This is a genomic window from Nocardia sp. NPDC058176 (assembly GCF_042883805.1).
Taxonomy (GTDB): domain Bacteria; phylum Actinomycetota; class Actinomycetes; order Mycobacteriales; family Mycobacteriaceae; genus Nocardia.
This window is the reverse complement of the sequence record NZ_JBHVVA010000010.1, coordinates 46,980-60,352: the sequence shown is the minus strand read 5'-3', so window position 1 is coordinate 60,352 and position 13,373 is coordinate 46,980. Positions and strand designations below refer to the sequence as shown.

Genomic DNA, 13,373 nt, shown 5'->3' with positions numbered 1-13,373 from the left:
TTCGCACTAGCCGGTCGCGACAGGTTCGGCGGATCGCTTGCGCCGGAACACGATCCAGCGCATCGCGCTGTACATGTAGACCGCCTCACAGGCCCCTGCCGCCAGCCGGGCCAGGTGATAGTCGAGGCCGAGGGCGGTGAGGCCCGATCCGACGCCGAGGATGAACGCCAGGTAGTTCACCAGCACCACGACCGCGTACACCGCGGCCTGCTTGCCCATCGGGGCGTGCGAGTGGAAGTTGAATGTGCGGTTGAGCACGAACGCGAGCCCGAACGCGACGATGTAGGCCAGCGTGATCGACAACGCGATCGGCAACCCGAGACCGCCGTGCATCGCGGTGAGCAACATCAGGTCCACGCCGAAGGTGAAGCTGTTGATCAGCGCGAACCCGAGCAGGGTCGCCGGAACGACGGCATCCAGTCCCCAGGGCAGCCGCGCCACGACGGCCTCGCACCAGCGAGCGAACCGGTCGGCCATCGGGCCGGTGACACTCCCCTGCTGCTCCACGAAGTCAGCCTGCCAGCGGCAGGTGACGCCGAAGTGAGCAGCCGGCAAACGGGCGCGTCAGCGGGGGAACGTGGTCCGCTCCGAGACCGCGAGCACAGCGCCCGGCGAGTCACCATCCAGCTTCGGCACGCCCACACCCCGGCAAGTCACCATCCGGCGGCACGCCCGCACCCCGAGCTCAACGTCAGCCGAACTCCACGGGTCAGCCTTCGAGGGCGGCGATCACCTGCTCACGTCACCCGCCCGCGGCGGCGATCGGGGCGGCCTCGAAAGAGGCCCACGCGGCCGAGCAGCGGCGGCGGGTGAACTCGTCGGCTTCGGCGAGCAGGGCGTCGCGCAGCAGGCGCGGGTCGGCGGTCCAGTGGCTGGCGATCTCGGCGAGCGCCTGCACGCCGAACAGTCCGGTCGACTCCAGCGCCGACAACCACTCCTCGTGCGCGCCCGTGTAGACGCGGCGCATCGCTTCGGTGTCGATCCCGGCGTCGGCGAACTCGGCCGCCAACAGCGCGCCGACCAGCTCGGCACGGTCCTGCGGTTCCCTCGTCATCCGGTCCTCCTCGGGAAAAGCGGTGCGGCGCAACAACAGCGTCGCCTGGTCGATGCGCTGACCGCATCGCGGAGCGGAACTCGAAACACGCCGGGCGTCCCCGAAAAACGAACACCCTCCCCCGCATTGTGACCACTTGGACGCCGTATACACCACCCGGGCGCGCCGAATCACAACAATGCGCAACTTGCGTGGTCCCGGCCCACATCACATCTGGTCACCCGATCACCACGCTCTGATGGCGTTCGCCTCTCGGCCGATGCCGCCACCAGAGCGTGGTGATCACCCGACCAACTCGAATGCTCGCGGGCGATATCTGGAGTGCCCGCGGGGGGCGGGGTCGGCGGGTTAGCGTGGGGAGGTGGCTGAGCGAAGCGTGGCGCTGGGGGCGTTGGTCGGTGCGGTGTCGGCGGGGGCGGTGCTGGTCGATCCGGATGTGCTGGCGGGGTATCGGCAGGACTGGGCGCGGGATCCCGGGGCGGGGACGCCGCTCGCGGTGGTGCGGGCGCGCGGTACCGATGACGTCGCGGCGACCATGCGGTGGGCGCACGAGCATCGGGTGCCGGTGGTGCCGCGCGGGGCCGGGTCGGGGCTCTCCGGCGGGGCGACCGCGGTGGACGGCGGGATCGTGCTGAGTACGGAATTGCTGCGCGAGATCAGCGTCGACCCGGTGACCCGGACCGCGGTCGTGCAGCCGGGGCTGCTCAATGCCGAAGTGAAGCGGGCCGTCGCGGCCGAGGGGCTGTGGTATCCGCCGGACCCGTCCTCGTTCGAGATCTGCTCGATCGGCGGGAACGCGGCGACCAACGCGGGCGGACTGTGCTGCGTGAAATACGGCGTGACCACCGACTACGTGCTCGGCATGGAGGTGGTGCTCGCCGACGGGACCGTGGTGCGCCTCGGTGGTCCACGGCTCAAGGACTCCGCCGGATTGTCGCTGACGAAACTGTTCGTCGGCAGCGAGGGCACGCTCGGGATCATCACCGAGCTCACCCTGCGCCTGCTGCCCGCCCAGCCGCCACAGTCGACCGTCGTCGCGAGTTTCGGCTCGCTCACCGCCGCGACCGACGCCATCCTGGCGATCACCTCGACCCTGCGGCCCGCCATGCTCGAGTTCATGGACACCGTCGCCATCAACGCCGTCGAAGACGAGATGCGAATGGGCTTGGACCGCACCGCCGCCGCCCTGCTGGTCGCCCGTTCGGACGCACCGGGCGAATACGCCGGGCAGGAGGCGGAGTTGATGGTGTCGCTGTGCGAAAAGGCCGGGGCCACCGAGGTTTTCCACACCGCGGACCCGACCGAAGGTGAATCCTTCACTGCCGCAAGGCGATTCGCCATTCCCGCGGTGGAGAAGATCGGACCGCTGCTGCTCGAGGACGTCGGCGTGCCACTGCCCCGGCTCGGCGAACTGATCACCGGCGTCACCGCCATCGGCGAACGCAACGACGTGCTCGTCTCGGTCATCGCGCACGCGGGCGACGGCAACACCCACCCGCTGATCGTGCACGACCCCACCGACCCCGACAACACCGCCCGCGCCCACCGCGCCTTCGGCGAGATCATGGACCTCGCCATCACCCTCGGCGGCACCATCACCGGCGAACACGGCGTCGGCCGCCTCAAGAAGGCCTGGCTCCCCGACCAGGTCGGCCCCGAGGTGATGGCCCTGACCCGCCGCATCAAGGACGCCCTCGACCCCGAAGGCATCCTCAACCCCGGCGCCGTCCTCTAGCGAGTTAGCATCGCCTATGACCACCAGGCTCGAACACAACGTCGACGACACCCGCTTCGAGATCTACCTCGACGACGTCCTCGCCGGCTATGCCGACTACGCCGAACGCGAGAACCCGAAGGTCCGCGACTTCCACCACACCATGACCTTCCCCGAATTCCGCGGCCACGGCGTCGCCGCCAAGGTCGTCGAATTCGCCCTCCAGGACTCCCGCACCAACGACTACCGCGTCATCCCCACCTGCTGGTACGTCGAAAAATACATCGCCGACCACCCCGAATACGCGAATCTTGTCGCCTAGCAGAGCAGCCGACGCCGTGAACAAGCTCGACACCGTCCTCGCCACCTTCTGGGAACCCGGAGAGGACGCCCCCGAACCTGCGACCGACACGCTCATCTCCTCGGCCGAGCAGACGCTGGGCATGCGTCTTCCAACTCTGATGTGCCGCCTGCTCCGTGAGCAGAACGGTGGCCGGGTGTCGGATCAGTGGAACGCGTTCCGCCTTCCCGACCCGGCCTGGGACGAAGACTGGGCATCGCTGAGCGAGTTGATGGGCATCGATCCGGACACCGAGCTGTCGATCCTCGAAACCCCCTACCTCACGCAGGAGTGGGATCTACCGGCCCAGTTGGTGCTCCTCGATGGCGACGGGCACCGCTGGCTAGCCCTGGACTATCGCGACTGCGGGCCACAAGGGGAACCCTCGGTGGCCTATTTCGAAACCGACACCGGCACGTCCCAGCCGGTCGCTCCCGACTTCGGCAGATTCCTCGAATCCCTCTGCCCAGAAAGCACTTTCAACGACGAGATCGATCCGACTGGCTGACGACGACCGGGACTGCGTCGGCGACCGCCGACTCACTCCGTCGGCACCGAGACCGACGTCCGCGCGCCGAGGTGATGCCGCAGTCGAATCATGTCGGACGTGAGATGTACTGTGCGTCAAGTTGTTCGGGGTCGTGAAGACGGGGGTGCAGGATGGATCTGATCGCGCGGATGGAGGCCGAGGGTCTTGTCGATCAGCTGGTGGTCGGGCAGGTGGACCGCAACGAGACAACAGCAACATTGCGCTTCGAAGTCGACGGCACGACGGTTCAGGTGCGGTTCTGGTCGAGTATCGAACCGCAGCTGACACCGTCAGCCGAGCTCAGTGCGGCGTTGATCGAGCTGATCAGGGTGTTGGTGAACTCACGGGCGAGGGTGCGGGCCGGGCAGTTCGAGTACACCCGGAACCCGGACGGGACGTGGGAACTGTGGCGGGGCTACGAGTACGACGAACCTTCGTCTGCCGCTACACCCGAATTCACACGGCAGTTCGGTGGCGAGCAGTTCGATCATGCGCTCCAGTCATGGGAATGGCTCGGACTCGATGAGCTGCGACCGATGTTCGCATCGGCGTTCGGCGACATCTTCCTCGACAGCCCGGACGGCGTGCGGCGACTCGATATCGTCGACGGCACCCTGACCCACCACTGGCACTCACTCACCGACTGCACGAACGAACTGGCGACCCCGCTCGGCAGCCAGCGCTACCTGCGAGCCGACCTGGCCACCGAACTCGCCGCGACCGGACTGGTGCCCGGACCCGACCAGATCTACGACTTCGCCCACCCACCCGTGTTCGGCGGCGAGCTGACGGCGGCCAACATTCAGGTGATGGACTTCGTCACCGCGGTCGGCATGGCGGGCCAGATCCACGACCAGGCGCGGTTCATTCCCGAGGGAGCGCAGGTGTCGATCGTCGCCGACCAGCCGTCGCGTCGCTCCCGCTGGCGTAAGCTGCTCGGCCGGAAGTAGGAGCCGCCAGTCGGAGTGCCGCCGAACAGCCGTGGCCCCCGGCAGAGAATCTGCCGAGGGCCACGGGAGTATGTGCCGGGTGGGCTCAGCGCAGGAGCTGGCGGGCCATGACCAGGCGCTGGATCTGGTTGGTGCCCTCGTAGATCTGGGTGATCTTGGCGTCGCGCATCATGCGCTCGACCGGGAAGTCGGTGGTGTAGCCGGCGCCGCCGAAGAGCTGGACGGCGTTGGTGGTGACCTCCATGGCCACATCCGAGGCGAAGCACTTGGCGGCGGCGGAGATGAAGCCGAGGTTCTTCTCGCCGCGCTCGGCGCGGGCGGCGGAGGTGTAGACCATCAGGCGGGCGGCCTCGATCTTCATGGCCATGTCGGCCAGCATGAACTCGGTGTTCTGGAAGCTGGCGATGGTCTTGCCGAACTGCTTGCGATCCTTGGTGTAGGCGATCGCGGCGTCGAGCGCGCCCTGGGCCAGGCCGACGGCCTGCGCGCCGATGGTCGGGCGGGTGTGGTCGAGGGTCTGCAGCGCGGTCTTGAAGCCGGTGCCGGGCTCGCCGACGATGCGGTCGCCGGGGATGCGGCAGTTCTCGAAGTACAGCTCGGCGGTGGGCGAACCCTTGATGCCCAGCTTGTGCTCGAGCGGGCCGACCACGAAGCCCTCGTCGTCCTTGTGGACCAGGAACGAGGAGATGCCGTTGGCGCCCTTGTCGGCGTCGGTCACGGCCATCACGGTGTACCAGGAGGACTTGCCGCCGTTGGTGATCCAGCACTTGGAGCCGTTGAGGATCCAGTCGTCGCCCTCGGCCTTGGCGCGGGTGCGCATGGCGGCGGCGTCGGAGCCGGCCTCACGCTCGGACAGCGCGTAGGAGGCCATCTCGCCGTTGACGATGTCGGCCAGGACCTTGGTCTTGAGCTCCTCGGAGCCGTTGAGGATCATGCCCATGGTGCCGAGCTTGTTGACCGCGGGGATCAGCGAGGAGGAACCGCAGACGCGGGCGACTTCCTCGATCACGATACAAGTCGCGACCGAGTCCGCGCCCTGACCGCCGTAGGCCTCCGGCACGTGCACGGCGTTGAAGCCCGCGGCGTTGAGCGCGGTCAGCGCCTCGTCGGGGAAGCGCGCGTTGCCGTCGACGTCCTTGGCGTAGGGAGCGATTTCCTTCTCCGCGAGGCCGCGGATGGCCCCACGCAGCTCGTCGTGGAAGTCCTCGAGCTTGAACAGGTCGAAATCGGGGTTTCCAGCCATCGGGGGCACTCTCCTGATCGTGGTCGTGATCGCTGCGGTCTCACAGCGCGTCCTGCATCGGCACCCAGTGCCAATCCACAGAGGATTATACGCCTGGCACTCGGCAACTACATGGGGATATACCGGTGGCACTCAGTGTCACACATGAGCGCTGCGGTGTGCACGGCGCTCACAGGCTACCGAGCCGGGCGGAGAGTAGATCGGCCACCTCGCGCGGCGGCATGTCGCGCGGAAAGACCGCGACCACCAGTTCGTCGGACTCGGCGGCCGCGCGCCTGCCGCGCGGGATCGCCGCCAGCTCCGCGCGCAGATCCGCCACCGTCGCGGCCGACTCACCGCGCACCATCCGGCGCAGCAGGTAGTTGTGCGTCGCGGTCACCGCGGCCGTGAACTGCACCCGCACCAGATCCGGCACCTCCGGCAGCCGCTCGCGCAGGAACTCGGTGAACAACCGCTCGTACCGGAACACCGTCACGATCTCGCGCTCGCGCAACGCGGGCACCCGCCGCACCACCTGATACCGCCGCGCCGCGATGTCGCGCCACTGCGTGAACCGCTCGAACACCCCGACCACGGCCGCACACACCGCATCCCACGGATCCCCCTCGGCCCCCTCCAGGAATTCCTGCGCCGTCGCCAGCTGGAACTCGTGATCAGCGAAGATCACGTCCTCCTTCGACCGGAACTGCCGGAAGAACGTCCGCCGCGAGATCCCCGCCGCCACCGCGATCTCGTCCACCGTCGTCGCCTCGTACCCCCGCTCGGCGAACAACCGCAACGCCTGATCCACCACCGTGAGCCGAAACTGCGCCGCGTCATCGTGTGCCACGGGGTCAACCGTAGCGACCGGCCGGATCGGTCATCCGACTCGGCTCACGGCAGGGTTTCGCACCCGGGTTCCGCTTCGACACGATCCCCGGATTCGCCGACATCGCGGTGCGCTACTCCGTCGCTTCACTCTGGCTGTGGGCCTGATCGCACTCGTCGACCGGAAGCGGGAACTCGCCGCCGGCCCACTTCGCCGCACTCATCCGACGCTATCGAGGCCCGAACGCCGTCGCCACACCTGCGCGAGTTCCTCGGCTGAAGCGGGCGGACCCGACCGGTATCGTCTCGCTCGACGTTTCGATCAGGTGGGGGTACATGATGAAGTCCGGATTCGGGCTGCCGATGCTGGTCGCGGTGGCCACCGCGGTCGGCGCGTGCTCGACCACGGTCACCGGTACGCCGGAACCGGACACCACGCCGACCATGTTCGGCCTACCGGTCACCACCGCCGACAAAGTGACGTTCGACACCCTCGATCAGGTCCGATCGGTCGACCCCTGCGGGTTCGTCGACCGGGCACGATTCGCCGAACAGGGCGTGATCACGTTGCTCGGACCGAGCACCAAGATCGATCAGTGCGCTGTCGGGTTCACCCCCAACGGTGAACGGAACGGGTCGTTCCTTTACGTCGACCTCGACCACCAGCCGCCGCTGGGTACCGATACGAGCCGACAGATCGCCGGCGAGTCGATCGTGGTCAGCGGCCCCGACACCTACGGAAACTGCGACTTCAAGGTGCCCCTGCGCTTCCCGATGCCCGCGAGCACCACCGACGAGGACGCCAAGGTGGTCGAGGTGCCCACCCTCGCCTACGCGTCGGTGTCCTCGTCCTCCTTCGACTCCTCGGAGCTGGGCTGCCGACTCGCCGAGGACATCGTCGTCGAGATCGTCGAGGCGTTCCGCGGCGACCGGATCCCCCGCCGCTCGGCCGCGGCGACACCGGTGTCCGACATCGCCGTGATGGCCCGCAATCCCTGCGAGATCGTCGCGGTACTGCCCGCCCACGTGCGACTGGATCGGTTGGAGGCCGCGTTCGAGCCCACCGAATGCAGCTTCTGGGTCGCCGGATCCGGTCCGATCGCCGATCCGATCACCATCGGTTACGAGATCACGCGACGGCCGCTCGCACCGACAGGCACCGACCGTGAACTGATCGAGGCGGACGGTGTGCCGGTGCTGGTCTACCGGCAACCGCTGCCCGACCCCATGTGTGTCGAAACCTTCGCGACCGGTGCTGAACTCGACCCGACAGTCGGCGGTACGGACCACTCGGGTGCCGTGGTGCAGCCGATCGTCCGGATCTCCGGATCGTGCGCCGTCACCGAGCAGATCCGCCCCGCGGCCATGCACCTGTTCGGCGCCACCGCATGAGGCGGGCGCTCGGAGCCGTCGCGCTCTTCCTGACCGTGGGGCTGTTCCTGCCCGGGTGCGGTGGCGCGCTGACGGGAACACCCATTCCGGAGGGCGCCCGCTACCGCGGCGCACTGGTCGATCACCTGGGCAAACCCGTCAAAGGTCCCGACGCGTCGATGACCGAACAGGACGCCGCACGCCGGATCGATCCCTGCGCACTCCTCGACCCGGCGGCGGTGAGCGCGCTCGGCACGGTGCGGTATTCGGGACCGGGCGACACGCTCGGGGACTGCGAGATCCTGATCGGCGCGGACCGGACCACTCCGGTCACCAAGGTGTCGTTGTCGATGGCGGTGATGCCGGTCTTCACCGGTGCCACCACGACCATCGGTTCCCGGACCGGCTCGGAGATCCCCGGCGAGGGATTGTGCTCGATCGCGGTGGCCTACAACGACAGACGTGCGATGAACTACACCGCCCACAGCGATGGAACAGGCAGCCCCTGCCCGGCCCTGCGCACGCTGGTCGCGGCCTCGGTACCACTGCTCGACAGTCCCGGAGAGCGCGCGAAACCGCTGCGCGATCCGTGCTCGTTCCTCGACGTCATGTATCCGGCCGAGCAGACCTTCGCGCTGATAGCGCTGAATCCGTCCACCTGCGACTACTCCCTCGGCCCCCGCGTGCGCGACGACCACAACCGATACGTCGTCCGCACCATGACAATGAGCAAGCTCCAGCTCGACCACCCGCGACCCGGCGCCCGACAGCTCCGCGTGGCAGGCGTTCCGGCCACCGAATACCCGAGCGGCGAGAACTACTGCATCATCGACGCTTTCGCCGGAATCGATCAGCCGTACCTGCGACCGGGGTGGGGCGATGAGTCCGAGGAGTACGTCGAAGTACTCAGCGTCAGCGGACGCGACTGCGAGGTCGTCCGGGACATCACGGTGGCGGCGGTGCGGACCTACCAGGCCGACTGACCGCCGCCGGTCCGGGTCGAGCTAGCCCAGGAGCTTGGCGCGTAGGGCCTCGTCCTTGTCGAGGACCATTTGTTCGAGGCCGGACTGGAAGTGCTCCATGCGGGTGCGCAGGAGGGGGTCGTGGGCGGCGAGGATGCGGACGGCGAGCAGGCCGGCGTTGCGGGCGCCGCCGATGGAGACGGTGGCGACGGGGACGCCCGCGGGCATCTGGACGATGGAGAGCAGGGAGTCCATGCCGTCGAGGTATTTCAGGGGGACGGGGACACCGATGACGGGCAGCGGGGTGGCGGAGGCGACCATGCCGGGGAGGTGGGCGGCGCCGCCCGCGCCCGCGATGATGACCTGCAGGCCGCGGTCGGCGGCCTCGTTCGCGTAGTCGAGCATGCGCTGGGGAGTGCGGTGGGCCGAGACGACGCCGACCTCGAAGCGGATGCCGAACTCGGCGAGTGCCTCGGCGGCGGCCTCCATCGTCGGCCAGTCGGAGTCGCTGCCCATGATGAGACCGACCTGGGGACCGTTGCTGCTCACTGAATTGTTCCTCTCGAAAAAGGGTGGGTGGTCACTCGCCGTGGGGGTCCCAGCCGTCGGTCCAGACCGCGTGCGACATCCAGTGCGCCGCCCGCTCGGCCTTCTCGCGGACCTGGGCGACATCGTTGCCCAGGATGTTGATGTGCCCGATCTTGCGGTCGGGGCGCTCGCCCTTGCCGTAGAGGTGGACCTTGGCCTCGGGCAGGCGGGCGTAGAGGTGGTGCAGCCGCTCGTCCATCGGCATCTCAGGGGCCTGCCCGGCACCGAGGATGTTGGCCATCACCGTCACCGGCGCGAGCGGGCTGGTGTCGCCGAGCGGGTAGTCGAGCACCGCGCGCAGGTGCTGTTCGAACTGACCGGTGCAGGCACCGTCCATGCCCCAGTGACCGGAGTTGTGCGGGCGCATGGCCAGCTCGTTGACCAGGATCTCGCCGTCGTGGGTCTCGAACAGCTCCACGGCCATCACACCGACCACCCCGAGACCGGCGGCCAGTTCCAGCGCCATCGTCTCCGCGCGGGCGCCCAGATCCTCGGCCAGCTCGGGCGCGGGCGCGATCACCACGGCGCACTGGCCGTTGCGCTGGACGGTCTCCACCACCGGCCAGGTCGCGGCCTGCCCGAACGGCGAGCGCGCCACCATCGCCGACAGCTCACGCTTGAGATCGACCTTCGCCTCGGCCAGCAGCTGCACGCCGTGCGCGAGCTGATCGGTGACCAGCCGGGAAGCCTCCTCCGCGTCGGCGGGCATCCACACGCCACGGCCGTCGTAGCCGCCGCGCACCGCCTTGAGCACGAACGGCCAGCCGTGCTCGTCACCGAAGGCGATCGCGTCGGCGGGCGCGGTGACCTCGACGAACGCGGGCACCGGCAGCCCGAGGCCGGACAGCTTCGTGCGCATGGCCAGCTTGTCCTGGGCGAAGATCAGCGCCTGCGGCGGCGGCGCCACATTGACGCCCTCGGCGACGAGCACCTCGAGGTGCTCGGTCGGCACGTGCTCGTGGTCGAAGGTCAGCGCGTTCGACCCGAGAGCGGCCTTGCGCAGGGCGGACAGGTCGTCGTGGCTGCCGAACACGACATCGGGGGTCACCTGGGCGGCCGGGTCCTCGGGGCGCTCGGCGAGCACCCGTAGACGCTGGCCGAGGGCGACCGCGGCCTGGTGCGTCATGCGCGCGAGTTGGCCCCCACCGACCATCGTGACGGTGGGCATGGCAGACGGATCGAACGAACGTGCACTCACGTCGTGCAATGTTGTCATGTCGATTCCGAATCTTTGCTACCGGTACACTCAGAACTCGTGTCAATCGTCGACGACGTGGTCAGCGTCCTTCCCCCGCGCCTGCGCGATTCCGCGTACCGGCATAAAGAGCTGATCAAGTTCGCCATCGTCGGTGCCACGACGTTCGTGATCGACAGCGGCCTGTTCTACCTCCTGAAATGGACGGTTCTGGCCGACAAACCCGTCACCGCCAAGATCATTTCCGGCGTCGTCGCGGTGATCGCTTCCTACATTCTCAATCGCGAATGGTCGTTCAAGAACCGCGGCGGTCGCGAGAAACATCACGAGGCGTTGCTGTTCTTCGGCGTCAGCGCCATCGGCGTGGCGCTCAGCAACATCCCGCTGTGGATCTCGAGCTACATCTTCCATCTGCGCCAGCCCGAAGTGAGCTTCCTGGTCGAGAACGTCGCCGACTTCGTCAGCGCGTTCGTCATCGGCAACCTGCTGCAGATGGCGTTCCGGTTCTGGGCGATGCGCCGCTGGGTGTTCCCCGACGAGATGAACGAGATCGTCGCCGAGTTCGAGGAACTGGTCGAAGAGGAGACCGAACACCTCGGTCGCTGAGTCAGCGCGGCTCGGTGAGCGTCGCGGCGGGCGGGCGGTGCACCGTCGACCCGAGGAACACCGCGAACAGCGCCGGACGGCGCCGCTGCAGCTCCAACCGTCCACCGTCGGCCTCGACCAGGGCCCGTGCCAGCGCGAGACCGACACCGGTCGACCCGCCCGCGGAGAACCCGCGATCGAAGATGTGCGGCGCGAGCTCGTCGCGCACCCCCTCGCCCTCGTCGGCCACCTCGACGCAGATCAGCGGATGCCGCGAACTCATCGTCGGCACCGTGCGCACCGACACGACGCACGTGCCGCCCCCGTGCATGAGGGCGTTGTCGACCAGCACCGCGACGGCCTCGCGCAGCCGCGACCCGGTGATCGGCGCCTGCAGGGACTCGTCGCCGATCAGGCGCAGTTCGCGGCCCGCCTCGGTGAACGGGTGGGTCCACTCGGCGACGACGCCGCGCAGCTCCGCCATCACCGGCACCGGATCGCGGTCGGCGGCGTCGGAGTCGCGGGAGGCGCGCACGAGGTCGTCGATGGCGTCGGTGAGCCGGTCGACCTGCGCCATCGCCTCCTCGGCCTCGTGCACCACCTCCGGGTCGGCGTGGGTGGACAGCTCGTCCAGGCGCAGCCGCACCGCGGTCAGTCTGCTGCGCAGCTGATGGGAGACGTCCGCGACGAGCGCGTGCTCGCGTTGCAGGCGGCCCGCGATCTCGACGGTCGCCGAGTCGAGCACATCGGAGACCCGGTCCAGCTCGGCAATGCCGTGCCTGCGCGGATCGGGGCGAAAATCACCCATCGCCAGCCGGGCGGCGCGGGCCGCGACATCACGCAGCGGATCGGCGACCCGGCGCGCGGTCACCACCGCGACCGAGAACGCCGCGCCCAGCGAGGCGAGCACCGCCAGCGCGACCGCGGCCACGGCCTGTTCCTGCCTGGCGTGCATCGGCCCGGCGGGTACCTCGAGCCGCAGTGAGCCCGAGGTGCCCATCGACAGCGATTCGACCAGCGGATCGTCGAGGTGCTCGACGCCGAGGTCGGTGCGCGCGGCATTGTCGGTCGGGGTCGGGTAGACGATCGTGAGCTTGCCGCCCTCTGGCACCAGCGCCCGCATACCGCGCACGTCGAGGCCGTTGGGGACGGTGCCGTCCGCGCCTTCCTGGGCGATCACCTCCGCGGCGATCTGGTCGAGCCGGGTCTGCAGATCGTTGCGGGTGATGTCCTCGACCCACAGCCAGGCGGTGTAGATCAGCGGCACGCCGAGCACCACCGTGGTGATGGTCAGCACGGTCAGGATCGAACGCAGGATGCGGCGGCGCACCGCCGGTCAGCCTCGACTCGAGGACGGTCCGTCGGTGTTCAACCGGAACCCGACCCCGCGCACGGTGACGATGCGACGTTCGGCCATCGGGCCCTCGTCGCCGATCTTGCGGCGCAACCAGGACATGTGCATGTCGAGGGTCTTGGAGCCGCGCAGGTCGGCGTCACCCCACACCTCGCGCAGGATGGTCTCGCGCGGGACCACCTGACCGGCCCGGTCGATGAGCACCTTGAGCAGCTCGTACTCCTTGTTGGCCAGGTTCACCTCGGTCCCGTTGACCAGCACCCGGCGCGCGGCCGGTTCGAGCCGGATCGCGCCGACCTCCACCGCGTCGTCACCGATTCCGCTGCGCCGCAACAGTGCTCGCACCCGGGCCAGCAGTTCGGCGAGGCGGAACGGTTTGCCCACGTAGTCGTCGGCGCCCGCGTCGAGACCGACCACGAAGTCGACCTCGTCGGTGCGCGCGGTGAGCATCAGTACCGCGAGATCGGCGCCGCTGGCCCGCACCTGACGGCAGACCTCGAGCCCGTCCATGCCGGGCAGGCCGAGGTCGAGGATGAGCAGGTCGTGATCGCCTTCGAGCGCGCGGCGCAGCACCGCGGGGCCGAATCGCTCGACGGTGACGGTGTAGCCCTCACGGCCCAGCGCACGCGACAGGGGTGCGGCGATCGCCTCGTCGTCTTCGGCCAGCAGTACTGCGGTCAT

At 68.7% G+C, this 13,373-nt stretch carries 15 protein-coding genes; 7 read left to right on the top strand and 8 right to left on the bottom strand.

The features are described 5' to 3' along the window. Positions 1–6: 6 nt before the first annotated feature. Together ACFVVM_RS31980 and ACFVVM_RS31975 are read right to left on the bottom strand one after the other, a co-directional pair. Entirely contained in the window at positions 7–477 is a 471-nt protein-coding gene (locus tag ACFVVM_RS31980; protein ID WP_387626092.1) for a GtrA family protein, read from the bottom strand. Between the two features lie 265 nt (positions 478–742). After that, complete coding sequence (locus ACFVVM_RS31975; protein ID WP_387625955.1) at positions 743–1,054, bottom strand: hypothetical protein; 312 nt, start codon at positions 1,052–1,054, stop codon at positions 743–745. Between the two features lie 361 nt (positions 1,055–1,415). Between ACFVVM_RS31975 and ACFVVM_RS31970 the strand changes: the two genes are divergently transcribed. From ACFVVM_RS31970 to ACFVVM_RS31955, 4 genes are all read left to right on the top strand, one after another. Next, a complete protein-coding gene (locus tag ACFVVM_RS31970) occupies positions 1,416–2,789 on the top strand; it encodes an FAD-binding oxidoreductase (RefSeq protein ID WP_387625953.1) in 1,374 nt (457 codons plus the stop codon). A gap of 16 nt (positions 2,790–2,805) precedes the next feature. Further along, entirely contained in the window at positions 2,806–3,090 is a 285-nt protein-coding gene (locus tag ACFVVM_RS31965) for a GNAT family N-acetyltransferase (RefSeq protein ID WP_387625951.1), read from the top strand. 16 nt (positions 3,091–3,106) lie between these two features. Then, entirely contained in the window at positions 3,107–3,616 is a 510-nt protein-coding gene (locus ACFVVM_RS31960; protein WP_387625949.1) for an SMI1/KNR4 family protein, read from the top strand. Between the two features lie 152 nt (positions 3,617–3,768). After that, positions 3,769–4,587, top strand: a complete 819-nt coding sequence (locus tag ACFVVM_RS31955) for a hypothetical protein (protein ID WP_387625947.1) — start codon at positions 3,769–3,771, stop codon at positions 4,585–4,587. Between the two features lie 85 nt (positions 4,588–4,672). Here the strand turns inward: ACFVVM_RS31955 and ACFVVM_RS31950 are convergent, their stop codons facing one another. Then, positions 4,673–5,830, bottom strand: a complete 1,158-nt coding sequence (locus ACFVVM_RS31950) for an acyl-CoA dehydrogenase family protein (RefSeq protein WP_387625945.1) — start codon at positions 5,828–5,830, stop codon at positions 4,673–4,675. Positions 5,831–5,999: 169 nt separating this feature from the next. Further along, on the bottom strand, positions 6,000–6,659 hold the full coding sequence (locus ACFVVM_RS31945; protein WP_387625943.1) for a TetR family transcriptional regulator: 660 nt from the start codon (positions 6,657–6,659) through the stop codon (positions 6,000–6,002). 314 nt (positions 6,660–6,973) lie between these two features. Here ACFVVM_RS31945 and ACFVVM_RS31940 point away from each other — a divergent pair, with 314 nt between their 5' ends. After that, positions 6,974–8,029: a hypothetical protein gene (locus ACFVVM_RS31940; RefSeq protein WP_387625941.1), complete on the top strand. Its 1,056-nt coding sequence runs from the start codon at positions 6,974–6,976 to the stop codon at positions 8,027–8,029. Then, entirely contained in the window at positions 8,026–8,991 is a 966-nt protein-coding gene (locus ACFVVM_RS31935) for a hypothetical protein (RefSeq protein WP_387625939.1), read from the top strand. Before ACFVVM_RS31940 ends, ACFVVM_RS31935 begins: the two co-directional genes overlap by 4 nt. A 21-nt stretch (positions 8,992–9,012) precedes the next feature. Here the strand turns inward: ACFVVM_RS31935 and purE are convergent, their stop codons facing one another. Both purE and ACFVVM_RS31925 read right to left on the bottom strand, forming a co-directional pair. Next, a complete protein-coding gene (purE, locus tag ACFVVM_RS31930; RefSeq protein ID WP_387625937.1) occupies positions 9,013–9,519 on the bottom strand; it encodes a 5-(carboxyamino)imidazole ribonucleotide mutase in 507 nt (168 codons plus the stop codon). Between the two features lie 31 nt (positions 9,520–9,550). Beyond that, positions 9,551–10,774: a 5-(carboxyamino)imidazole ribonucleotide synthase gene (locus ACFVVM_RS31925; RefSeq protein WP_387625935.1), complete on the bottom strand. Its 1,224-nt coding sequence runs from the start codon at positions 10,772–10,774 to the stop codon at positions 9,551–9,553. 39 nt (positions 10,775–10,813) lie between these two features. On the opposite strand from ACFVVM_RS31925, the gene ACFVVM_RS31920 reads away from it, so the two are divergent. After that, positions 10,814–11,359, top strand: coding sequence for a GtrA family protein (locus ACFVVM_RS31920; RefSeq protein ID WP_387625933.1), 546 nt, complete (start codon positions 10,814–10,816; stop codon positions 11,357–11,359). Position 11,360: 1 nt separating this feature from the next. Here the strand turns inward: ACFVVM_RS31920 and ACFVVM_RS31915 are convergent, their stop codons facing one another. Next, a complete protein-coding gene (locus ACFVVM_RS31915) occupies positions 11,361–12,668 on the bottom strand; it encodes a sensor histidine kinase (RefSeq protein ID WP_387625931.1) in 1,308 nt (435 codons plus the stop codon). Between the two features lie 6 nt (positions 12,669–12,674). Then, on the bottom strand, positions 12,675–13,373 hold the full coding sequence (locus tag ACFVVM_RS31910) for a response regulator transcription factor (protein WP_387625929.1): 699 nt from the start codon (positions 13,371–13,373) through the stop codon (positions 12,675–12,677).

Excerpts from the sequence above, each read along its gene's own strand:
- ACFVVM_RS31980 (WP_387626092.1), bottom strand. The coding sequence starts at position 477 with ATGGCCGACCGGTTCGCTCGCTGGTGCGAGGCCGTCGTGGCGCGGCTG.
- ACFVVM_RS31955 (WP_387625947.1), top strand. The coding sequence starts at position 3,769 with ATGGATCTGATCGCGCGGATGGAGGCCGAGGGTCTTGTCGATCAGCTG.
- ACFVVM_RS31925 (WP_387625935.1), bottom strand. The coding sequence starts at position 10,774 with ATGACAACATTGCACGACGTGAGTGCACGTTCGTTCGATCCGTCTGCC.
- ACFVVM_RS31940 (WP_387625941.1), top strand. The coding sequence starts at position 6,974 with ATGATGAAGTCCGGATTCGGGCTGCCGATGCTGGTCGCGGTGGCCACC.
- ACFVVM_RS31935 (WP_387625939.1), top strand. The coding sequence starts at position 8,026 with ATGAGGCGGGCGCTCGGAGCCGTCGCGCTCTTCCTGACCGTGGGGCTG.
- ACFVVM_RS31950 (WP_387625945.1), bottom strand. The coding sequence starts at position 5,830 with ATGGCTGGAAACCCCGATTTCGACCTGTTCAAGCTCGAGGACTTCCAC.
- ACFVVM_RS31910 (WP_387625929.1), bottom strand. The coding sequence starts at position 13,373 with ATGACCGCAGTACTGCTGGCCGAAGACGACGAGGCGATCGCCGCACCC.
- ACFVVM_RS31965 (WP_387625951.1), top strand. The coding sequence starts at position 2,806 with ATGACCACCAGGCTCGAACACAACGTCGACGACACCCGCTTCGAGATC.
- ACFVVM_RS31975 (WP_387625955.1), bottom strand. The coding sequence starts at position 1,054 with ATGACGAGGGAACCGCAGGACCGTGCCGAGCTGGTCGGCGCGCTGTTG.